The sequence below is a fragment of the Parabacteroides chongii genome (genome assembly GCF_029581355.1).
Lineage (GTDB): Bacteria > Bacteroidota > Bacteroidia > Bacteroidales > Tannerellaceae > Parabacteroides > Parabacteroides chongii.
The window spans coordinates 4,424,968-4,447,473 of sequence record NZ_CP120849.1 but is presented as its reverse complement, the minus strand read 5'-3'; the positions used below and the strand labels follow the sequence as shown (position 1 = coordinate 4,447,473).

20 protein-coding genes are annotated in these 22,506 nt (G+C 41.1%); all 20 read right to left on the bottom strand.

Annotation, left to right across the window (positions count from 1 at the left end; all coding sequences use genetic code 11):
* Positions 1 to 109: 109 nt before the first annotated feature.
* Entirely contained in the window at positions 110 to 886 is a 777-nt protein-coding gene (locus P3L47_RS16770; RefSeq protein WP_122359918.1) for a DNA-binding domain-containing protein, read from the bottom strand.
* Positions 887 to 952: 66 nt separating this feature from the next.
* Positions 953 to 3,277 carry a DUF4906 domain-containing protein gene (locus P3L47_RS16765; RefSeq protein ID WP_277781505.1) on the bottom strand — a complete coding sequence of 775 codons (2,325 nt, stop codon included), beginning with the start codon at positions 3,275 to 3,277 and terminating at the stop codon, positions 953 to 955.
* Positions 3,278 to 3,567: 290 nt separating this feature from the next.
* Positions 3,568 to 3,702: a hypothetical protein gene (locus tag P3L47_RS16760; RefSeq protein WP_277781504.1), complete on the bottom strand. Its 135-nt coding sequence runs from the start codon at positions 3,700 to 3,702 to the stop codon at positions 3,568 to 3,570.
* A 190-nt stretch (positions 3,703 to 3,892) separates the two neighbouring features.
* Positions 3,893 to 4,804 carry an Rpn family recombination-promoting nuclease/putative transposase gene (locus P3L47_RS16755; protein ID WP_277781503.1) on the bottom strand — a complete coding sequence of 304 codons (912 nt, stop codon included), beginning with the start codon at positions 4,802 to 4,804 and terminating at the stop codon, positions 3,893 to 3,895.
* A 209-nt stretch (positions 4,805 to 5,013) separates the two neighbouring features.
* Positions 5,014 to 7,341: a DUF4906 domain-containing protein gene (locus P3L47_RS16750; RefSeq protein WP_277781502.1), complete on the bottom strand. Its 2,328-nt coding sequence runs from the start codon at positions 7,339 to 7,341 to the stop codon at positions 5,014 to 5,016.
* A gap of 219 nt (positions 7,342 to 7,560) precedes the next feature.
* Complete coding sequence (locus tag P3L47_RS16745) at positions 7,561 to 7,767, bottom strand: hypothetical protein (RefSeq protein ID WP_277781501.1); 207 nt, start codon at positions 7,765 to 7,767, stop codon at positions 7,561 to 7,563.
* A 190-nt stretch (positions 7,768 to 7,957) separates the two neighbouring features.
* Positions 7,958 to 8,821, bottom strand: coding sequence for an Rpn family recombination-promoting nuclease/putative transposase (locus P3L47_RS16740; RefSeq protein WP_277781500.1), 864 nt, complete (start codon positions 8,819 to 8,821; stop codon positions 7,958 to 7,960).
* Positions 8,822 to 9,076: 255 nt separating this feature from the next.
* Positions 9,077 to 11,458 (bottom strand): DUF4906 domain-containing protein, encoded by a 2,382-nt coding sequence (locus P3L47_RS16735; protein ID WP_277781499.1) that lies wholly within the window; start codon positions 11,456 to 11,458, stop codon positions 9,077 to 9,079.
* Between the two features lie 219 nt (positions 11,459 to 11,677).
* A complete protein-coding gene (locus tag P3L47_RS16730; protein ID WP_277781498.1) occupies positions 11,678 to 11,884 on the bottom strand; it encodes a hypothetical protein in 207 nt (68 codons plus the stop codon).
* Between the two features lie 190 nt (positions 11,885 to 12,074).
* Entirely contained in the window at positions 12,075 to 12,974 is a 900-nt protein-coding gene (locus tag P3L47_RS16725; protein WP_277781497.1) for an Rpn family recombination-promoting nuclease/putative transposase, read from the bottom strand.
* 247 nt (positions 12,975 to 13,221) lie between these two features.
* Positions 13,222 to 15,603, bottom strand: a complete 2,382-nt coding sequence (locus P3L47_RS16720) for a DUF4906 domain-containing protein (protein ID WP_277781496.1) — start codon at positions 15,601 to 15,603, stop codon at positions 13,222 to 13,224.
* Positions 15,604 to 15,780: 177 nt separating this feature from the next.
* Entirely contained in the window at positions 15,781 to 15,987 is a 207-nt protein-coding gene (locus P3L47_RS16715; protein WP_122359914.1) for a hypothetical protein, read from the bottom strand.
* 216 nt (positions 15,988 to 16,203) lie between these two features.
* Complete coding sequence (locus tag P3L47_RS16710) at positions 16,204 to 16,368, bottom strand: hypothetical protein (RefSeq protein WP_199715338.1); 165 nt, start codon at positions 16,366 to 16,368, stop codon at positions 16,204 to 16,206.
* A gap of 183 nt (positions 16,369 to 16,551) precedes the next feature.
* The gene (locus P3L47_RS16705; protein ID WP_122359913.1) at positions 16,552 to 16,725 is read right to left on the bottom strand and encodes a histone H1; all 174 of its coding nucleotides are present in this window, start codon (positions 16,723 to 16,725) and stop codon (positions 16,552 to 16,554) included.
* A 123-nt stretch (positions 16,726 to 16,848) separates the two neighbouring features.
* Positions 16,849 to 17,961: a universal stress protein gene (locus P3L47_RS16700; RefSeq protein WP_122359912.1), complete on the bottom strand. Its 1,113-nt coding sequence runs from the start codon at positions 17,959 to 17,961 to the stop codon at positions 16,849 to 16,851.
* A 109-nt stretch (positions 17,962 to 18,070) separates the two neighbouring features.
* Complete coding sequence (locus P3L47_RS16695; protein WP_122359911.1) at positions 18,071 to 18,346, bottom strand: DNA-binding protein; 276 nt, start codon at positions 18,344 to 18,346, stop codon at positions 18,071 to 18,073.
* A gap of 150 nt (positions 18,347 to 18,496) precedes the next feature.
* Complete coding sequence (locus tag P3L47_RS16690; protein ID WP_277781495.1) at positions 18,497 to 19,183, bottom strand: phosphatase PAP2 family protein; 687 nt, start codon at positions 19,181 to 19,183, stop codon at positions 18,497 to 18,499.
* Entirely contained in the window at positions 19,183 to 19,950 is a 768-nt protein-coding gene (locus tag P3L47_RS16685; protein WP_122359909.1) for a tetratricopeptide repeat protein, read from the bottom strand. Before P3L47_RS16685 ends, P3L47_RS16690 begins: the two co-directional genes overlap by 1 nt.
* A gap of 1 nt (position 19,951) precedes the next feature.
* Positions 19,952 to 21,766 carry a BatD family protein gene (locus P3L47_RS16680; RefSeq protein ID WP_277781494.1) on the bottom strand — a complete coding sequence of 605 codons (1,815 nt, stop codon included), beginning with the start codon at positions 21,764 to 21,766 and terminating at the stop codon, positions 19,952 to 19,954.
* 32 nt (positions 21,767 to 21,798) lie between these two features.
* Positions 21,799 to 22,488 (bottom strand): tetratricopeptide repeat protein, encoded by a 690-nt coding sequence (locus P3L47_RS16675; RefSeq protein ID WP_199715388.1) that lies wholly within the window; start codon positions 22,486 to 22,488, stop codon positions 21,799 to 21,801.
* Positions 22,489 to 22,506 lie beyond the last annotated feature (18 nt).

The window sequence follows — 22,506 nt, the reverse complement described above, 5'->3', positions numbered from 1 at the left end:
GGGCTGAAAAACACTAACGTTAGTGGACCATCGCCACCCGTGTTAGTGGGACATCACCACTAACGTTAGTGCCGCCCCTCCACCAACGTTAGTGGAGGGGGCACACTAATTACTCGATCACCGGACGGTCGTCTTCACCATCTCCGGCATCACCTACTATCAGTTTTTTCTTATATTCCAGCGTACGTACATTTTTCAGTAAAGTGCTGCCGCTGTTGTAAAAAGTCACGATACGCAGTGTATAGCTGCCGTCGGCCAGGGCCGGGACACGGGCTATGATCTTGCTGGGATCGTTCTGAGTGAGACGACGGGATATTTTCTTTGTCGTACCGTCTTCGGCAACGAAGAAGATACCGGCTACGGATTCGTCGCCAGCTATTTTAATAAGGTTGCCTGTAATCATGATATCTTCGTTCGGAGTAATCGTGCCATCGGTCAAACCGGTCAGCGTGTCCGTCACCAAAGAAATACGTGCCACGTCTCCTTTCACTCCATTGTTAATGACTTTGACTTTTTTCAATGCTTCGCGAACCATTTTGGTAGGCACGATATCGAGTGTCAGATGGTGGATAGTGGGATCGAAAGGTGCATCCGGATTATCAAAAGCACCTATGATACGCGGAGTGATCTGAAAGAGATCGGTTATCACGCTGTTCCCGTCCAGCAAGGCTTCGAGAATGATCTCGCTGTCCTGCGAAACGACCGACAGGATTGTTTGTAACTTCAGCTCGGAGCCGGTACGTTTAATTTCCTTCGCCATATCATCTTTGCGGAGGGTTCTGGGACCGCTTTTCACCTCGGCAACACAATCTTCCGTATTGTCTTTTGTCAATGGGTTGTCACGTAAGGTAAATTCCCAGTAATGGTCTTTTTCGTAATCTGCCATAATGTTGGTAAATTTTAAATGTTAATACTAGTTGTTTATTGAGTCCGGCTTGCGCCGGGTGTTTGTTTATTTTTGTTCCTGGATGCAACGGGTAGTGTGGGCATCTGCAGATCTCCAACCCAGACTTACTTCATAGGCCGATACATTTTTGGCATTGGAATTAAAACCAAAATTAAACGTATATTTAACATCACGCGTCCAGGTATTACCGGCTTGACCGACAATAACAAACGAGTTGGAATTATTACCAAAACCGGTCATCCGGAAATATGTCGTATGTGAATCATTATCATATATAAGTAAATAGCCTCCATATTTTTTTCCATCGTCCCATACAAAATCAGAAGCCAGACGGGGATCCCTTTTTGTAATAGAAGATGTACTACCTAAATAATTTCCATTAAACAAAGCCCGGTAATTCTCTTTTGCTGCGACCCTCCATCCGGCAGGGCAAGGATCGTGTACCGTTTTCGTATTGCCCTCCCAAGCTGATCCCTGAGAGATAGAGAACTGACCATCCGTATACATTTTTACCGGAGTTTTATAAGCATCCCGTATGGAAGAAATACTACCTCTTTCACGTGGTTTATAAGTAATCCCGTCCGGGCCATATAAGTTCAACATATCTTCAGGGGGAATTGAACTGTAAATATTATCTATTTGACTTTTAGCCACAGCCGAATAACTACTGGGAAACGGATCTTTCCGTCCTTGTTGGTAATGAAAACCGTTTGCTTTAGATTGTACCAAAGGATCTTCCGAACAAGCTATATAACCAGCCATTGCTCCCAGATTCCTGTCCATCATAGGATATTGATCGGGAGCACTATTTCCTATATACTTTTGTTTCCGTTTATTTTCCGGAGTATAGACCGATTCGTTACCTCGCGCCTCCGGGCTATAGTCTGTCACCCAGATATGCCAGCTCCAAAGGATATTGCCTGTTCCATTTGCCCCGTCATAAGCTACTATCAAACCGCTTCCTCCGGTGGTATTCGGAGCGACACGGCAATAAATACGGGCTTTGCCGAAATCGTCTCCATCTGTTAGGTCCACGATATTCGTATGGTCAGTTGAAGAGTTGACTACTCCCAGTACCGGATCGCCTACGTCACCGTTCTCTTTCGTTTGCCACAAAACTTTTACGGATTGGATTTTGGAGGTATTGCACCATCCCTGCAATAATGTATTCTCAGAGATACTTCCATTGACATAATATTTGTAAGGATTGAAACAGAAGGCACCACCAGGAGCCACCATAAAGCAGTTAGCTGTCGGAACAAAATTTTCATTGTTTTCGGATGCCGGTATCGGGTCGATGATCGTCACGCGTTTGTCGTCGACTGGCAGACCGGTATGGTTGAAACTGATCTTATAGCTATAGTCTGTATTTTCATTCAGATTGTAATCGGAATAATCTTTTCCTCCCAGATAGATGCGATAGTTTAGTTTCTTTTTTCCATTCGAGGTATTAGCTGCAATAAAACTGACATAAGAACTACCTGTAGGGGCATTCTCCTTGATACGATATTGCGGACCGTTGGAGACGGTGTTGATGCCACGCACGTTGGCGGGAACCCAGCAGGAATAGCTTTTACCGGCTGCACTTACTTGATCGTCTGTCAATTGGATATCCATGTATTGATCCATCAGAGATGGGTATGTATTCAAGCTCTTTTCATCGGGAGCTGGCACTACCTTATAATTACGGGGGATACTTTGCAGGATGATTTGCTTTAAGTCATAACCAGTCACAGCATAATCCCAGGAAATATTCAATCGGGTAGCCAATCGTTTGAGAAGGATACGGACATCGACGCCATCAGGGTTGGTGATCTTGCCGTCACTTGTTACATTGACATGTTTCAGATGGAGGATGTAAAGCATTTTATTCATATTAGTCGTGGAAATTGCATTGATTGTAGTTGCATCGATTGATATTTCCTGTGCATCGGAAAGAGCTTTTGTTCCTAACGACAGCGAACTGCCTTCTCCCCAGGCAACAAAGACCAGTTGGCAATCGGCATCTTCCGTTAATGATACGGAAAAACGTTGGCCGATAATCTGATCAGTAGGATCTTGACCACTACTGGTATAACAGTCGCCATTTTGCTTATATTGACGAATCTCCAGCTTGTAGAGTTGATCTGGTTTCATTGACGCATCCGCACGGGTTGCCGCTGTCGGAACCAACTCCACATCGAATGCGCCTTTCCCTTTTGCGTTTGCATTTGCCTTGGTAGAAGCGGACAGATTGCAGGCATCGGCTTCGTCGGCAAAGCCGATAGCCATGCTGACTTCCACCAACTTTTCATCCGACGGATTCACCGCCGGATTGTCGATACGTTCGTCGCAACCTGTGTTCATTAATACTAGTGTTAAGAGTGCCATAATAACTCTTCGTTTTTGTAAATTACTGCCTATACGTCTCATTCCATTTACCTTTTTTTACTACATCATTTGCGAGTTTTCCAACTTTTTCAACTCTCTCTTTCTTACGGAGAAAGAGAGCCATTTTTAGCTACTCTCGCTAACTGCTGTTTTACAGCTAGTTAGATGCAATAAAAGTACGTTTCCGCAATAGGCTTATGGAGTAAGCATATTTTAACTTTAATAAATTGTATCAAATAAATACCTTAAAACGCTGCTACTCTCGTTAAAAGTTGCTACTTTAGCGCCCATTAAGCTAAGTTTTTCAAGCATTTTGATACCGCTCTCTTTCTCCGTAAGAAAGAGATTTTCATTCCTCTTCTATCCTTTTGAATTTCATTTGATTGCTCAAAATCGTTCTTTTTTATTTTTGCTTCATTTTTCATACTATCTCTTTCCTTTTTTTACGCACATTAACAATTCGAAATTTACACACCCCCTGCCCTCTCTCAAAGAGGGGAAAAGGTACTCTTAGACACACAAAAAGCTGCGCAACACCCGACAGGATGCTGCGTAACTATTAGGTGCATCTGTTATAGTTTACAGATGCGATTGATAAATTTTAGGGGGGATGTTTTAGAGTTGCTCAATCTCCTCAATAGTGAGACCGGTTGCTTTTGTTATATCTGTAAGAGACATGCCTAATGACTTCAAGTTAGTTGCGATTTCTTTACGTTCTTTTTGGATGCCTTCCTTAATACCTTCTTCTCGTCCTTTCTTAATACCTTTCACTTCACCATCTTCGAAACTGGCATCAAGGGCACCAAGCATATCACGTTCGGCAGCCATGCTCAGTTCGTATTCCAAACGTTCGTTGACCGACATACGTTCAATCTCCACGATGCTTTTAAGCTTCTTGAAGATTTGATTGTTCAGTTCTTCCGGTAGACGTTCCATTATATCTATATTATTTAAGACATACAGCCATTTCAAATAAATGCTCTTACACTCCGACAAAGGTAATACAAATTTCGGCATCTCAAGATACACTTCGTTCAACGTTTCGCTGAAAGGTATCTTCAGTTCACGCTCCATACGCACCACGTCCCAGCGGTATTTCTCCGGATGACTTTTATCCATTACATAATTAAGGATACAGACAATGTATACCTTATTTATATTATACTCCCATTGTTTCTTGTCACCTTTCTTCTTACTCTTCTTCGTCTTTTCACGGGCAATCATTGTTTGTTGCTGGATAGCGAACGAAGCATAATAGAGGATACGGTCGGAAAAGAACTTCTGACGGGCTTTTTGCATCTCAACAACAAAGATTTCACCTTTCTCATTTTCACAGAAGATGTCGAATACGACCTTACCCTGTTCTTGTTTCATACCGAGCAATTCGACATTACGAAAGGTGATGTTTACGATTACTTCTTCGTGGAGGACTCCATTCAGGAAACTGATGATTAAGTCTTTGCTGACTTCACTTCCAAAGATTTTCTTGAACCCGAAATCTGAAAAGGGATTGATAAATTTGCTCATAGCTAAATAGTTTTGTTATCCAATATTGGATGTGCGACAAATATATACTTTTATTTTCATACGATGTAGAATATTCGTCACTATTTTATAAGCAAATTTATCAATCGCTATCCGGATAGGTATTACTCCCCTCCTTTTATCAATCTCATCATGTCAAAGAACTCGTTTGCCCCGGTTACCGATAGGTACCGGAATTTTTTTCAACGGGATCATTTCCGATCTTGTTGACAACGAATGGGATGAGCGTCGCTAATTTCCCATGCAGAAATATTGCTTCTGTTTCCTCCATCATTGATATCAAAAGCACAGCCTCCTCCGCTATACTCCCTACACCACAGATTGGTCATGTTTCCGATATAATTAAACTTATTTGTCTGTTCCTGATATCCGTTCAAACGAATATATGTTCTACGTCCATTCTCTCCCGGGCTACCCTCAAAATAAACCAACGCACCTCCGTCGTTTATCAAATTATCCTTATTAGATATATTGATGGACTCACTCTGATAAATACCAGAACTCCCGGTATACGACTGATTTGGGAAAAAAGACAAATAACTATTTTTACCAACTACACGCCAACCCGCCGGACAGGGATCATGTACCGTCTTCACTCCAGTTCCTCCCCACCAATTGTTATCTGTCCCCTCCGAACACCATGTTTGAGATTTTTTATAAAAGGTGGTAGGATTTTGGCTTGCTCCTCTACGACTCGCTTTACTTTCTTGGTAACTTCTAGGGAAAAAGCTGATACCATCCGGTTTATATAAATTCAACATCATAGGAGTAGGTCTATCCGAGTTGACAGTTACCGATGAAGTTTGCTTATTCGTATAAGAACTGGGGAACGGATCCTTTCGTCCCCATTGATAATGAAAACCATTTGCTTTTGACCGCCCGATCTCATCTTTAGGCACATCTACATATCCAGCCATAGCTCCCAGATTACGATCCATCACCGGATATCGTTCGCCCCGATCTCCACACGTATATTTTTGTATCCGCCTGTCTGGATCATCTACCGAAGCGTCCTCTGTAGCAGACGGAGTGTAATCCGTAACCCAAATATGCCAACTCCAAAGAGGAGAACCGGTTCCATCGGCAGTGGCATAAGCAGCAATCACTCCACTTCCTCCGGTTGTATTTGGTGCAACACGACAGTAGATACGAGCATTATTGAAGTCATTTCCATCCGTAAAGTCAACTATATTTGTATGATCGTCAGCTGAATTGACTGTTCCTAATACCGGATCGCCGATATCACCGTTTTCTTTCGTTTGCCACAAAACTTTTACCGATTGGATTTTTTCAGTTTTACACCATTCTTGCAGTATACTATTTTCTGATATAGATCCATTGATATAATATTTATAGGGATTAAAGCAGAACGCACCACCGGGAGCCACCATGAAGCAATTAGCTGTCGGAACAAAATTTTCATTGTTTTCGGATGCCGGTATCGGGTCGATGATCGTCACACGTTTGTCGTCAACTGGCAGACCGGTATGGTTGAAACTGATCTTATAGCTATAATCCGTATTTTCATTCAGATTGTAATCGGAATAATCTTTTCCTCCCAAATAGATGCGATAGTTAAATTTCTTTTTTCCATCCGAAGTATTAGCTGCAATAAAACTGACATAAGAACTGCCTAATGGAGCATTCTCCTTGATACGATATTGCGGACCGTTAGAAACGGTGTTAATACCACGCACGTTGGCGGGAACCCAGCAGGAGTAGCTTTTATCGGCTGCATTTATCTGTTCAGTGGTCAATTGGATATCCATATATTGATCCATAACTGAAGGGTATGTATTCATGCTCTTTTCATTGGGAGCAGGCACTACCTTATAATTACAAGGGATACTTTGCAGGATGATCTGCTTCAAGTCATAATTGGGCACCTTATAATCCCAGGAAATTTTTAATCGGGTAGCCAGGCGTTTGAGAAGGATGCGGACATCGACACCGTCAGAGTTGGTGATCTTGCCGTCACTTGTCACTTTGACATGTTTCAGATGGAGGACGTAAGGCATTTGAGACATATCAGTCGGGGAAATCGCATTGATTGTAGCTGCATCAACTGATATTTCCTGTGCTTCGGAAAGAGTTCCTGTTCCTAATGACTTTGAATTGTTTTCTCCCCAGGCAACAAAGACCAGCTGGCAATCGGTATCTTTTGTCAATGAGACAGTAAGACGTTTACCGATTACCTGATCAGTTGGAGTTTGCCCACTACTAGCATAACAGACACCGTCCTGATTGTATTGACGAATCTCCAGCTTATAGAGTTTAGCCGGTTTAGCCGCATCCGCACGGGTTGCCACAGTTGGAACCAACTCCACATCAAATGCACCTTTCCCTTTTGCGTTTGCATTTGCCTTGGTAGAAGCGGACAGATTGCAGGCATCGGCTTCGTCGGCAAAGCCGATAGCCATGCTGACTTTGACCGTCTTTTCTTCCGACGGATTCACCGCCGGATTGTCGAATCGTTCGTCGCAACCTGTGTTCATTAATACTAGTGTCAAGAGTGCCATAATAACTCTTCGTTTTTGTAAATTACTGCCTATACGTCCCATTCCATTTACCTTTTTTTACTACATCATTTGCGAGTTTTCCGGTTTTTCCAACTCTCTCTTTCTTACGGAGAAAGAGAGCAATTTTTAGCCACTCTCACTAACTGCTGTTTTACAGCCAGTTAGATGCAATAAAAGTACGTTTCCGCACTAGGCTTATGGAGTAAGCATATTTTAACTTTAATAAATTGTATCAAATATGTACCCTGAAACATTGCCCCTGTCGTTAAAAGTTGCTACTTTAGCACCCGATAACGCTGGTTTTTCAAGCATTTTGATACCCGCTCTCTTTCTCCGTAAGAAAGAGATTTTCATTCCTCTTCTATCCGTTTGAATTTCATTTGATTGCTCAAAATCATTCTTTTTTATTTTGGCTTCATTTTTCATATTCTCTCTTTCCTTTTTTTACGCACATTAACAATTCAATATTTACACACCCCCTGCCCCCTCTCAAAGAGGGGAAAAGGTACTCTTAGACACACAAAAAAGCTGCGCAACACCCGGCAGGATGCTGCGTAACTATTCGGTGCATCTGATATAGTTTACAGATGCGATTGATAAATTTCAGGGGGATGTTTTAGAGTTGTTCGATCTCGTCAGAAGTCAGACCGGTTACTTTTGCTATATCTGTAAGAGACATACCTAATGACTTCAGGTTAGTTGCGATTTCTTTACGCTCATCTTCACGTCCATCTTCATATTTAGCATCAAGGGCGCCAAGCATATCACGTTCGGCGGCCATGCTCAGTTCGTATTCCAAACGTTCGTTGGCCGACATACGTTCAATCTCCACGATGCTTTTAAGCTTCTTGAAGATTTGATTGTTCAGTTCTTCCGGTAGACGTTCCATTATATCGATATTATTTAAGACATACAGCCATTTCAAATAAATGCTCTTACACTCCGACAAAGGTAATACAAATTTCGGCATCTCAAGATACACTTCGTTCAACGTTTCGCTAAAAGGTATCTTCAGTTCACGCTCCATGCGCACCACGTCCCAGCGATATTTCTCAGGATAACTTTTATCCATTACATAATTAAGGATACAGACTATGTATACCTTATTTATATTATACTCCCATTGTTTCTTGTCACCTTTCTTCTTACTCTTCTTCGTCTTTTCACGGGCAATCATTGTTTGTTGCTGGATAGCGAACGAAGCGTAGTAAAGGATACGGTCGGAAAAGAACTTCTGACGGGCTTTTTGCATCTCAACAACAAAGATTTCACCTTTCTCATTTTCACAGAAGATGTCGAATACGACCTTACCCTGCTCTTGTTTCATACCGAGCAATTCGACATTACGAAAGGTGATGTTTACGATTACTTCTTCGTGGAGGACTCCATTCAGGAAACTGATGATTAAGTCTTTGCTGACTTCACTTCCAAAGATTTTCTTAAACCCGAAATCTGAAAAGGGATTGATAAACTTACTCATAGTAAAATAGTTTTGTCCGTCCGTTATTGAACGTGCGACAAATGTATACTTTTATTTTCATACGATGTAAAATATTTGTCACTATTTTATAAGCAAATATATCAATCACTATCCGGATAGGTATTACTCCCCCTCCTTTTATCAATCTCATCATGTCAAAGAACTCGTTTGCCCCGGTTGCTGGCAGGTCCGGGGAGGACCTTTATTTATTCCCCCCTGCCCCTCTCAAAGAGTCGAAAAGGTTACTCCCGGACACTATTTTTGTTCCTGGATACAGCGGATTAAAAGAGCTTCACGCTCATATCCTGCACTAGATATTGAATTCACAGATCCTGAAACTATTTGAAAATACAAATACCAGCCATCTGCTCCTGTGGACGGATTTCTCCTGTTTAACTCTCTTCCCCATGCATAATACTTAGTATTTATTCCTGTAAATTCATTACTATGCTCCCAATATCCTGTAAATCTGAAGTAAGATTTTAATGTCTTGTTTTGATCATAAAAAATAAGAGCACCACCATCTTCTGATAAATCTGATTCTTGCACAACATTAATTGATGTGTTTTTTTTATCTTCTGGTTGACTTTGAAACAAAGAATAAAAATTCTTATAACTACAAACTCTCCATCCGGCAGGGCAAGGATCATGGATTCCCTTATCACCATTTTCTCCCCATGAATTAAGATATTCCTCTGAGTTCTGTTGATCTATCCATCCAACATATTTGTCCCCTTTTTTATAAAGATATTGAGGTGTTTTATACGCAGTTCGATAACTTGGAGTTTCAGCTATTGTTTTCATTGGATAAAAAGTAACACCGTCTTCTTTGTACAGACTCAATAAACCTTCAATTGGTTCATTTATCGTAGGTGCAGTAATACGGGGTATCTTTTTATTCGAATAACTGCTCCGAAACGGATCTTTACGTCCCCACTGATAATGGAAACCATTTGCTTTTGAACGTTCCAACTCAGTGGCTGGTACATAGTTGTAACCAGCTATTGCACCCAAATTACGATCCATCATGGGTAACTGTTCAATATTCCCAAAAGTGTATTTTTGTTTCCTTTTGTTTTCCGGTATCTGTACATCTATATTTCCTTTTGAATCCGGATTGTAATCGGTTACCCAGACATGCCAGCTCCAAAGTATATTTCCGCTAGTATTGCATGCTGCTATAGCTCCGCTACCTCCGGTTGTATTTGGAGCGACACGGCAATAGATGCGACCTAGACCGGCATCAGTCAAAGAATTACCTGAAGTGACTTTACTCCCATCATTTTTCAGAATATCTACAATGTTAGTATGGTCGGTACTGGAATTTGCGACACCCATTACCGGATCACCGATATCTCCGTTCTCTTTCGTCTGCCAAAGCAGTTTGACGTAAGCAATACCGCCTTCGGAATCTGACCAGCCTTTCAATGTACTGTTAGTTATCATCTTTCCATTCTGTTGGAAAGCAAACGGATCAAAGCAAAATGCACCACCGGGAGCCACCATGAAACAATTAGCTGTCGGGACAAAATTCTCATTGTTTTCGGATGCCGGTATCGGGTCGATGACCGTCACACGTTTATCATCCACCGGCAGGCCGATATGGTTGAAATTAATATTATAATTATAGTCCGTATTTTCATTCAGATTGTAATCGGAATAATCTTTGCCTCCCAGGTAAATGCGATAGTTGAGTTTCTTCTTTCCATCCGAGGTATTAGCCGCAATAAAACTGACGTAAGAACTACCCACGGGAGCATTCTCCTTAATACGATATTGCGGACCGTTGGAGACGGTGTTGATACCACGCACGTTGGCGGGAACCCAGCAGGAGTAGCTTTTATCGGTTACACTTACTTGATCATCTGTCAATTGGATATCCATGTATTGATCCATAACTGAAGGGTATGTATTCATGCTCTTTTCATCGGGAGCTGGTACTACCTTATAATTACGGGGGATACTTTGTAGGATAATCTGTATCAATTCATAATTAGGCACCTTATAATCCCAGGAAATTTTTAATCGGGTAGCCAGTCGTTTGAGAAGGATACGGACATCTTCACCGTCAGGACTGGTAATCTTGCCTTCACTTGTCACATTGACATGTTTCAGATGGAGGGCGTAAGGCATTTGAGACATATCAGTCGGTGTAATCACATTGATTGTATCTGCACCAATTGATATTCCCTGCGCTTCGGAAAGAGCTATTTTCCCTAACGACTTCGGACTGTCTTTTCCCCAGGCAACAAAGACTAGCTGACAATCGGTATCTTTTGTCAATGACACAGTAAGACGTTTTCCGATTTCCTGATCGGTAGGATCTTGACCACTACTGGTATAACATTCGCCATTCCGCTTATATTGACGAATCTCTAGTTTATAGAGTTGATTCGGTTTCACTGATGCATCCGCACGGGTTGCCGCTGTCGGAACCAACTCCACATCGAATGCGCCTTTCCCTTTTACGTTTGTATTTGCCTTGGTAGAAGCGGACAGATTGCAGGCATCGGCTTCGTCGGCAAAGCCGATAGTCATGCTGACTTCGACCAGCTTTTCTTTCGACGGATTCACCGCCGGAGTGTCGATACGTTCGTCGCAAGCTGTGTTCATTAATACTAGTGTCAAGAGTGCCATAATAACTCTTCGTTTTTGTAAATTACTGCCTATACGTCCCATTCCATTTACCTTTTTTTACTACATCATTTGTGAGTTTTCCGACTTTTTCAACTCTCTCTTTCTTACGGAGAAAGAGAGCAATTTTTGGGCCCTCTCACTAACTACTGTTTTACAGCTAGTTAGATGCAATAAAAGTACGTTTCCGCACTAGGCTTATGGAGTAAGCATATTTTAACTTTAATAAATTGTATCAAATATGTACCCTGAAACATTGCCCCTGTCGTTAAAAGTTGCTACTTTAGCACCCGATAACGCTGATTTTTCAAGCATTTTGATACCCGCTCTCTTTCTCCGTAAGAAAGAGATTTTCATTCTTCTTCTATCCTTTTGAATTTCATTTGATTGCTCAAAATCATTCTTTTCTATTTTTGCTTCATTTTTCATATTCTCTCTTTCCTTTTTTTACGCACATTAACAATTCGAAATTTACACACCCCCTGCCCCCTCTCAAAGAGGGGAAAAGGTACTCTTAGACACACAAAAAAGCTGCGCAACACCCGGCAGGATGCTGCGTAACTATTAGGTGCATCTGTTATAGTTTACAGATGCGATTGATAAATTTCAGGGGGATGTTTTAGAGTTGTTCGATCTCGTCAGAAGTCAGACCGGTTGCTTTTGCTATATCTGTAAGAGACATACCTAATGACTTCAGGTTAGTTGCGATTTCTTTACGCTCTTCTTCTCGTCCTTTCTTAATACCTTTCACTTCACCTTCTTCCAAACCATCTTCATACTTGGCATCAAGGGCGCCAAGCATATCACGTTCGGCAGCCATGCTCAGTTCGTATTCCAAACGTTCGTTGGCTGACATACGTTCAATCTCCACGATGCTTTTAAGCTTCTTGAAGATTTGATTGTTCAGTTCTTCCGGTAGACGTTCCATTATATCGATATTATTTAAGACATACAGCCATTTCAAATAAATGCTCTTACACTCCGACAAAGGTAATACAAATTTCGGCATCTCAAGATACACTTCGTTCAACGTTTCGCTGAAAGGTATCTTCAGTTCACGCTCCATACGCACCACGTCCCAGCGGTATTTCGCAGGATGACTTTTATCCATTACATAATTAAGGATACAGACTATGTATACCTTATTTATATTATACTCCCATTGTTTCTTGTCACCTTTCTTCTTACCCTTCTTCGTCTTTTCACGGGCAATCATCGTTTGTTGCTGGATAGCGAACGAAGCGTAGTAAAGGATACGGTCGGAAAAGAACTTCTGACGGGCTTTTTGCATTTCGACCACGAAGATTTCGCCTTTCTCATTCTCGCAAAAGATGTCGAATACGACCTTACCCTGTTCTTGTTTCATGCCGAGTAATTCGACATTACGAAAGGTGATGTTTACAATTACTTCTTCGTGGAGGACTCCATTCAGGAAACTGATAATTAAGTCTTTGCTGACTTCACTTCCAAAGATTTTCTTGAACCCGAAATCTGAAAAGGGATTGATAAACTTACTCATAGCTAAATAGTTTTGTACATCCGATATTGGACGTGCGACAAATATATACTTTTATTTTCATACGATGTAGAATATTTGTCACTATTTTATAAGCAAATTTATCAATCGCTATCCGGATAGGTATTACTCCCCTCCTTTTATCAATCTCATCATGTCAAAGAACTCGTTTGCCCCGGTTGCTGGCAGGTCCGGGGAGGATCTTATATCTTGTTTTGAGTCCAACTTACGCCGGGTGTTATTTATCTTGTTACTCCCGCTCCTGGATGCAACGGACTAAAAGAGCCTCCTGTTCAACGCCTCCCACTTTCATGTTCCAGTTTGTATCCGCCGTTTTTAAACGCAGAGGGTATCCACTATTCCCATTATATCCTCCAGAGCCCTTGCCATTATCACGAGTCCAATAATAACCGAATGTTCCTATATACCCAAAGACATTCCCCATCCAGTAACCTGGTAATCTAAAATAAGACCCTTGCGTTCTATCATCTTCATTATAAGATATTAAATATCCCCCATCGTTATTTACATTACTTCCAGCTACTATATTTAATCTTCCGTTGGTGTTTGCCTGAGTATATAATGGATAGAAATCCTCTTTCTTACAAACTCTCCAGCCTACCGGACATGGATCGTGTAAACCTTTATCTCCTTCCATTCCCCATGAGTTATAGTAATCATTATTACGCTGTGATGTCCATGAAAAATTACCTGACGGTTTATATAGTATCTCCGGATTTTTATAAGCTACTTCATAAGTTACGCTATTCTTGAAATCGAAAGTCAAGGATGCAAAAGTGATACCATCACCCCGATAACAACTTAATACACCATCTAATGGGGATTCTATCACTTCTGGAACATCTATTGAGGGTATGAACTTTATTGTATAACTGCTCCGGAACATATCTTTTCTGCCCCATTGATACATGAAACCATTTGCTTTGGAACGGTCCTGTTCCAATTGGGGGACAGTCAAATAACCGGCTACAGCTCCTAGATTACGATCCATCATTGGTAATTGGCTAGTTCCATTCAATTTGTAAACCTGTTTCCGCCTATTCTCCGGAGTTAATACATTATTCGAACCTCTTGGGTCTGGATTGTAATCCGTCACCCAAACATGCCAGCTCCAAAGGATATTGCCTGTTCCATTATCACCATCATAAGCAGCTATCAAACCACTTCCTCCGGTGGTATTCGGGGCGACACGACAATAGATACGCGCTTTGTCGAAATCGTCTCCATCTTTTAGGTCGACGATATTCGTATGGTCGTCCAAAGAGTTGACTACTCCCAGTACCGGGTCGCCTACGTCGCCGTTCTCTTTCGTTTGCCACAAAACTTTTACTGATTTGATTTTACTGGAAGCGCACCATCCTTTCAATAATTCATTCTCGGAGATACTTCCATTGACATAATATTTGTAAGGATTGAAACAGAACGCACCACCGGGAGCCACCATGAAACAGTTGGCGGTCGGGACGAAATTCTCATTGTTGTCTGAAGCCGGTATAGGGTCGATAATCGTCACGCGTTTGTCGTCGACTGGCAAACCGGTATGGTTGAAACTGATCTTATAGCTATAGTCCGTATTTTCATTCAGATTGTAATCGGAATAATCTTTTCCTCCCAAGTAGACGCGATAGTTGAGTTTCTTTTTTCCATCCGAGGTATTAGCTGCAATAAAACTAACGTAAGAACTACCCACCGGCGCATTCTCCTTGATACGATATTGCGGACCGTTGGAGACGGTGTTGATACCACGCACGTTAGCAGGAACCCAGCAGGAACAACTTTTATCGGCTGCACTTATCTGAGCGTCTGTCAACTGAATATCCATATATTGATCCATAACTGAAGGGTATGTTGTATTCATGCTCTTTTCATCAGGAGCTGGTACTACCTTATAATTACGAGGGATACTTTGCAGGATGATCTGCTTCAAGTCATAATTAGGCACATTATAATTCCAGAAAATATTTAATCGGGTAGCCAGTCGTTTGAGAAGGATGCGGACATCTTCACCATCGGGACTGGTAATCTTACCTCCACTTGTCACATTGACATGTTTCAGATGGAGAACGTAAGGCATTTGAGACATATCAGCCGTGGAAATAGCATTGATTGTAGCTGCATCGATTGATATTTCCTGTGCTTCGGAAAGAGCTATTTTTCCTAACAACTTTGGACTATCTTTTCCCCAGGCAACAAAAACTAGCTGACAGTCGGCATCTTTCGTCAATGACACAGTAAGACGTTTACCGATTTCCCGATCGGTAGGATCTTGACCACTGCCGGTATAACATTCGCCATTTTGTTTGTATTGACGAATCTCCAGCCTATAGAGTTTATCCGGTTTAGCCGCATCCGCACGGGTTGTCGCTGTCGGAACCAACTCCACATCGAATGCGCCTTTCCCTTTTGCATTTGCCTTGGTAGAGGCAGACAGATTACAGGCATCAGCTTCGTCGGCAAAGCCGATAGCCATGCTGACTTCTACCTTCTTTTCATCCGTCGGATTCACAGCTGAATTGTCGATGTGTCCATCGCAACTTGCGTTTATTAATACCAATGTAAAGAGTACTATAAGAACTCCTTGTTTTTGTAATTTACTGCCTATATGTCCCATTCCGTTTACCTTTTTTCACTACATCATTTATGAGTTTTCCGACTTTTTCAACTCTCTCTTTCTTACCGAGAAAGAGAGCCAATTTTGATCCCTCTCATTAACTGCTGTTTTACAGCCAGTTAGATGCAATAAAAATACGTTTTCGCATTAGGCTTATGGAGTAGACATATTTTAACTTTAATAAATTGTATCAAATAAGTACCCTAAAACGTTGCTCCTGTCGTTAAAAGTTGCTACTTTAGCGCCCAATAATGCTAGTTTTTCAAGCATTTTGATACCCGCTCTCTTTCTCGGTAAGAAAGAGATTTTCATTCTTCTCCTATCGTTTTGAATTTCATTTGATTGCTCAAAATCATTCTTTTTTATTTTTGCTTCATTTTTCATACTCTCTCTTTCCTTTTTTTACGCACATTAACAATTCAAAACTTACACACCCCCTGCCCCCTCTCGAAGAGGGAAAAGGTACTCTTAGACACACAAAAAGCTGCGCAACACCCGGCGGGATGCTACGTAACTATTTGGTGTATCTATACAAAAAACGCAACCTATTTTCAGATTGCGTTTTTTGTATGATCATTATTTATAAAAAGGGAAGAGTTTTCAGTCGGTACTTTCCATGCCTGAGGCGACTTCCTGTATACTTAAAGAATCGGTCAGTTCTTTATTGTATTCTTTAAGCAAGTCGATATCGTGCATATCGTTGATATCAAGTATTTCACGGATCAATTCTACTTTACCATTTTCCAATTCAGTGTTAGGTATCATACTTTCTATTCTTTTAGATTGATTAATATTGTTTTATCTTTCATCTAACAATCTTAAATTCACATTGTTCATATGCATAATGTCTTTTTTCGAAACAGATATTCGGAGTGATTGATATTCATAAAACGAAAAAGGTGATTACCATAAACAGATAACCACCTTTCCTATAACTGAAATAAAATTCTATTTAGATGCTTCGATAGATGCTTTTCTAAATTCTTTCAGCAACTTCTCTAGTTCCAAAGAAGCCTTGCGAGCACGTGTACCTGCTGCCTTGTTACCATTTTCAACCTGTGCTTTAGCATTTGTGCTAAACTCTTCAATTGCTACATTGATTTTGTCTACTAACTCTTTCATTTTACTTTTGATTTTCTTTATTATTAAATCGAAGCACAAAAATATAAATAATTAGTTCATGAGCAACAAAAAATCAACTATTGTACAAAAAAATCTTTCATAGATATAAACCTATGTCCTTTTTTAAGCATGCATCACCAGCAATGGCGTATCTGTATGGAACAACATCTTACGTGCTATAGACGGATTGAACATACGCGCCAGGATATTCCGGCGATATGTGCTTAATGCTATTACATCGATCTGCTCGTCACGCACGAACTTTTCAATAGCCAGTAATAAATCACCGTCAGCCAATACTGAATAAGTGATATTCGCATCCGGATATTGTTTTTGGAAATATTCACGGACACCCGTTAAACGTATTTCATTCCATTCATTTTTACTGGTCGATATATTGAACAGGTGAATCTGAATATCATATCCTTTCACTAATTCCATAAACTCGTCGAAAGCTACCAGGTCACGCTGATTGAAAGAAGTTGCAAATGCGATATTCTTGGCTTCGCTTAAATCATTGAACCGTACGTTTTCAGGAATAGCCAGAACCGGAACCTTATTAACCTCGATTACTTCACCTGTGACACTGCCGATCAGATCCATTTCTTTCTGGCTCTTTCCACGCGTACCCATGACAATAAGCGTTGGATGATATTCTTTGCAATAAGCCAAAATTTCTTCTTCAGGCAAGCCTTCCCGAAGTATATAATTATATTTTACTTTCGGTAATTCGCCAGACTGTATTTTACGGTTGATCAAAGTACAGATATTTTCCATATCGATCTGTACACGTTTCAACACATTCTGTACAGACTCTTCTTCATTCACCTGGTAAGCCAGTGTATCTCCCATAGGAATTGCCGAAGGGAAATAGGGACTGAAATAGGCATGCATGATCATGACTTCTGCACCTGCATGATAAGCATAATTGATACCCAGCTCACAAGCCTTAATGGAATAATCAGAAAAATCAACCGGGATCAGGATCTTCTTTACCTGCTGGGCTGCAACTTCTTCCGGAGCATCCTCACTAAGCCATTTGCTGTCCTCAATAATGCGCAAGGCATGGGGCAGATCACTCTCCTTAATTCTCACACGAACACCTGCTGAAACAACCGGTTGAATCTGATTTACATTATGTATATAAACTTCAATTCCTTCCGTCTCAAGTATTGTTTTCAGGATTTGTGCTTTCTCGAACGTGTGAATAGCCAATGTTACTAATTTATCTTCCATACTGGTGTGTTTTTATAGATTAAACAATCGGAAAATGTATATTAATAAAAAAATCCCACAGCGTTTTTGTTCAGTCAGCTATGGGATTTTTTATGTACTGTAAATTTCTTTACGCCTGTTGTGCTTCCGATACGCCTTCTGTTTCTGCCAGTATCTGTAAAGCACGTTCAAATATTGTTGTGTCATCTAATACTACCAAACCGCCATCAGGACCCGGTTCGATGTGTATCCCACAGCTTTTACCATCTTTATAATTATATCCACCAAAATAATTACGGACAGTTTCAACTGCTAAACCTAACTCATCTGCGATACGATGAGTACTACCGTCAGGCAAACGGTCTTTAATTCTGCGCAATTCATTAAAAGTGATTGTCTTTGTCATGGTTCCTTTATTTTGAAGGTTAATACTTCGGTTAATTATTTATGGCACTAACTTAAACAATATATATCAGAGCCACAAATTATTTAGTTAAAATCAGCTCATAAACAAACATGCTTTACGACATGTACAAAACTCTGCTACAAATTAACTTTATCTTAACCAGCCTGCTAAAGGTACATTAAAGATGGCGATTAGCAAGGTTGTGATAAATATAGCATACACAATAATACGTTTCCGGCTGTCTGAATAGATGGCGCTGACTTTCCCGTCCGAACCGGTAACGACCGGATGCACTTTTACATACAGCCAATATACCAACCAACCGAAAAAGACTCCGGCGATGGCTCCCGGTACGATATCTGATATAAAATGAACTCCCAGATAAACGCGTGTATAAGCAGTAAGAGCTGCCCAAAGGAAAATAGTCCATGTAAATAAGCGGTAGCGGAAAAGCAACGACATATAGGTTGCAAAACCAAATGCATTTGCCGCATGGCTGGAAATAAAACCATATCTACCTCCCCGGTAATCAAAAACAGTTTTCACCTGATCCATAAAGTCCGGATGATGAGTCGGACGGAAACGGGTAAAAATGGGTTTACACACATGAGAAGCAAACTGGTCACAAAGAGTGACAACAAGCACTATACCCAACAGGATCAGAATGGACTCTTTCCATTTCTTTTTATACAGCAATACGATCAATATAAAAGCTGCTAACGGCAGCCAAACTGCCTTTCCTGAAAACAACCACATAAAGCGGTCAAGAAAAGGAGAATCGCTGCCGTTAAGCATGAAGAACAAATCTCGTTCGTAAGCTAATATTTTTTCTACCATCAGATTGTTTCAATATCTTTAGTCGGCATCCAGCCAACATTTCCGTCTTCCAATGCAATTTCGCTCCATTCGCCCAATGTACTTTTTACAGAGACTTTTGTTCCTTCGTGCAAAATGAACAAATCAGTGCCACTTGCATCAGGAGAACTTTTCACAGTCACCGTTGGAGCAAAAACGATAGCATGTGTACGGTTTACAAGCTCATTCTTCTGGTTTCTTGCAAAAATGTTTGAAATGATCACACACAACAGAAGCAATACTCCCAAATAGAAACCGACCTTCTTCAAGCGAATCTGCTTTGAAAAGAAAAATAAGATCAAACACCCGATAAACAGAATGAAGCAAACAATTCCTGTTTTAGCCCATGAGTCGGCTGCCCCCATATTCTGGATAGAATCAAACCATCTGGACAGGAAAAATCCGTCAACAGGTTCAATTTTGTCAACTGTCTTCTGACGCGCCATCTGCAGGTTAAAGCGGACATCGCTGTCACCCGGATCCAAGGCAAGTGCCCGTTCGTAATTCAAGATAGCAGAGGCTATCTTACCTGCTTTATAATAGGCGTTTCCCAAATTATAGAATATCTCAGGAGAATCGCCATTACTTTTCAGTATCCCTTCATATAATTCGATTGCCTTTCCATAATCCTCTTTCGTATATGCAGCTTCAGCTTCTTTGATCGCTGCATCCTGCGCATAAGCTGTTAATGCCAGACACTGAATCAATAGAAAAAACAATATTTTTTTCATCTTTATACTCGTCTTCATTTTATTGCTTTTTAATTGTATTCTCCATCTTACCAATGGCATCTACGGTTAACTCATATAATTTATCCATAGCATCCGAAGCCTGTGCCGGTGCATAACGGGCAAACTCGCAGGTATTCAGAATATCCATAAATTCGTTTATCAAGGCTTCATCCACGCCATATCTGGTCAACTCGGTCTCGACATTGTCCTTGGTAAGGCTTGCCTGAGATATATTGAGTTTATCACTCAGATATCCCCACAAAGCACGTAGAACTTCATCGTAGAACTCTTCTTTCTTGTTTTCCTTCATCAGCTTACCGGCGTTCTTCAATCTCTTTACAGCGATCTTATTGGCCTTTTTGGTACGGACTAATGCGATATTGGAATTCTCTTTCACCTGCTTGCGGTAAATGAAGAAAAAGACTATGAACAAAATTGCCGGAACGAGATAGCACATGTAATACATGAACGATCCGAAGAAGATGTCGTTATTGGCAACGAAATTGAAGTCTTTTACTTTCAAGAAACGAATATCTTTGCCCAGATACTTCACACTTTCCTTGTTACTGAAGTTTGAAACGACCGGAGAGCTGCTGCTTCCTCCTTCGCCCTGCTCTACATGCAATTTATAAGGTTCCGATTTCAATGTTTTATAAGTGGCAGATTTAGGGTCGAAATAAGAGAAAGAGATAGCCGGTATTTCAAAATCGCCGGCATAACGAGGAATAGCCATGTATTCGATCGTTTTGCTACCACTGACTCCGGCTGCTGTCGTTTTCACGTCTGTTTCTACTTTCGGATCGAAAATATCGAAATCGTTCGGGAAGACAACTTCCGGATTCTTTATCAGTTTGATATTACCGTTACCTGTAATTTTCAGTTTGATCGTTACCGCATCATTTGTTTTTACATTATTGGAATTAATGTCCGATGTCATGGTGAAATTACCCACTGCGCCAGAGAATGAAGCCGGTTTTCCCGATGGCAACGCTTTCACATCGATCGTAACAGGACTTGAAACCAATATTTTCTTTACATTATCATACGTATCGGCAAAGTCATCAAAGATACTACGTATTTTCCGCTGGGTCGGAACACGAATAACAGCATCGAATTTCCCGCTTTCTATAGTAAGTTTTCCGGAACGCTGCGGATAAAGAACCGTTTGTTTCAAAACAACGGTAAAATAATTACGACCATTATAATGTGCTTGTATCCATTGTGGATCCGGTTGCTCGATCTCTTGTGCCAGGAAACCTTCAAATTCCGGGAATTTAGCATTATCCAATCCGCACATACGCGCTGCATACAATTTGAACGTCACCAAAAAACCTTCCTGCTCATACACACTACGGTCGGAAACTTCCATCCTTACAAAATAATCGTCTTTTCCTATGGAAGCGGACTGTCCGGAACCAGTACCACCGGCTGCTTCTGCTGCCTTATCAGGAGGAAGCACATTAATGCTTAGCGCATTGGATGTATAATTCGCTCCTTTTACTTTTATGGATGCTGCCCCGATATTGAATGTACCTTCCTTTTTAGGCATCAGGATATAAGTAAATGTGAATGCCGTCTCAGATGATACATTTCCGTTGATAATCTGAGTACTCATACTACTGGAAGTAGAAGGTCCCATCAGGACATCAAAATCCGCAAGTTCAGGTATACGAAGATCGCTGGCCTTCGCTTCTGCATTTACGGTGTATGCTAATCTGAATTGTTGCCCCATCACAACAGCACTCGGAGCGACAGCTTTAAAGGTCACGTCAGCGGCCTTTGCCATCATCCCGGCTGTTAGAAAGAGAACGAATAAGAAAGCTAATTTTCTCATTATATTGTTGTTTTTTCTGTTTTCTGTATCTATTACCACTCTTTATCTGTTTTACGACGCTGCTGTTGTTGGGCCTGTGCCTTCTTCACTTTTTCCTGCGTATTCTTTTCGTCTTGCAGGAATGCATCCAACATCTGCTGAGCGTTGTCCTGACTCATTTGTTCATTCTGCTGCTGTTCTTGCTGAGTCTTATTTTCTTTTTGGTCATCCTGCTGCTGTTGCTGCTGGTCTTGTTGCTGTTGATCATCTTTATTTTCCTGATCTTCTTTTTTATCCTCGTTCTGCTGATCCTGGTTTTGATCCTGATCCTGATTTTGCTGATCTTCGAGCAACTTCTGTGCCAATGCCAGATTGTAGCGGGTCTCATCATCCTGCGGATTCAGACGCAGGGATTGTTTGAATGCTTCCACGCTCTTGGCATATTCTTTACTCTGCATACTGATATCACCCAAATTATGGAAGACACCGGCAAGACGGGCTTTCCCCTCTTCTGTTTCGACCATCTTCTCTGCCTGTCCGGTCAGCAACTGATATTGCTCGGCTGCTTCCGGAAACTTTTTCTGTTTATATAAAGCATTTCCCAGGTTGTAAGTACCTTCAACAGAACGGGGATTTACCTCCAAGCTTTTACGGTAAGCGATTTCCGATTCGGTAAACTTCTCGTTGCTGTACAACTTGTTTCCTTCCCGTACATTCTTACGTTCAGCCTTCTGGGCATACATCGCTCCCGAGCAAAACAG

Bases quoted from the DNA above. Each gene is read 5' to 3' on its own strand.
- P3L47_RS16770 (WP_122359918.1), bottom strand. From the start codon at position 886: ATGGCAGATTACGAAAAAGACCATTACTGGGAATTTACCTTACGTGAC.
- P3L47_RS16765 (WP_277781505.1), bottom strand. From the start codon at position 3,277: ATGGCACTCTTAACACTAGTATTAATGAACACAGGTTGCGACGAACGT.
- P3L47_RS16760 (WP_277781504.1), bottom strand. From the start codon at position 3,702: ATGAAAAATGAAGCAAAAATAAAAAAGAACGATTTTGAGCAATCAAAT.
- P3L47_RS16755 (WP_277781503.1), bottom strand. From the start codon at position 4,804: ATGAGCAAATTTATCAATCCCTTTTCAGATTTCGGGTTCAAGAAAATC.
- P3L47_RS16750 (WP_277781502.1), bottom strand. From the start codon at position 7,341: ATGGCACTCTTGACACTAGTATTAATGAACACAGGTTGCGACGAACGA.
- P3L47_RS16745 (WP_277781501.1), bottom strand. From the start codon at position 7,767: ATGAAAAATGAAGCCAAAATAAAAAAGAATGATTTTGAGCAATCAAAT.
- P3L47_RS16740 (WP_277781500.1), bottom strand. From the start codon at position 8,821: ATGAGTAAGTTTATCAATCCCTTTTCAGATTTCGGGTTTAAGAAAATC.
- P3L47_RS16735 (WP_277781499.1), bottom strand. From the start codon at position 11,458: ATGGCACTCTTGACACTAGTATTAATGAACACAGCTTGCGACGAACGT.
- P3L47_RS16730 (WP_277781498.1), bottom strand. From the start codon at position 11,884: ATGAAAAATGAAGCAAAAATAGAAAAGAATGATTTTGAGCAATCAAAT.
- P3L47_RS16725 (WP_277781497.1), bottom strand. From the start codon at position 12,974: ATGAGTAAGTTTATCAATCCCTTTTCAGATTTCGGGTTCAAGAAAATC.
- P3L47_RS16720 (WP_277781496.1), bottom strand. From the start codon at position 15,603: ATGGGACATATAGGCAGTAAATTACAAAAACAAGGAGTTCTTATAGTA.
- P3L47_RS16715 (WP_122359914.1), bottom strand. From the start codon at position 15,987: ATGAAAAATGAAGCAAAAATAAAAAAGAATGATTTTGAGCAATCAAAT.
- P3L47_RS16710 (WP_199715338.1), bottom strand. From the start codon at position 16,368: ATGATACCTAACACTGAATTGGAAAATGGTAAAGTAGAATTGATCCGT.
- P3L47_RS16705 (WP_122359913.1), bottom strand. From the start codon at position 16,725: ATGAAAGAGTTAGTAGACAAAATCAATGTAGCAATTGAAGAGTTTAGC.
- P3L47_RS16700 (WP_122359912.1), bottom strand. From the start codon at position 17,961: ATGGAAGATAAATTAGTAACATTGGCTATTCACACGTTCGAGAAAGCA.
- P3L47_RS16695 (WP_122359911.1), bottom strand. From the start codon at position 18,346: ATGACAAAGACAATCACTTTTAATGAATTGCGCAGAATTAAAGACCGT.
- P3L47_RS16690 (WP_277781495.1), bottom strand. From the start codon at position 19,183: ATGGTAGAAAAAATATTAGCTTACGAACGAGATTTGTTCTTCATGCTT.
- P3L47_RS16685 (WP_122359909.1), bottom strand. From the start codon at position 19,950: ATGAAGACGAGTATAAAGATGAAAAAAATATTGTTTTTTCTATTGATT.
- P3L47_RS16680 (WP_277781494.1), bottom strand. From the start codon at position 21,766: ATGAGAAAATTAGCTTTCTTATTCGTTCTCTTTCTAACAGCCGGGATG.
- P3L47_RS16675 (WP_199715388.1), bottom strand. From the start codon at position 22,488: ATGTATGCCCAGAAGGCTGAACGTAAGAATGTACGGGAAGGAAACAAG.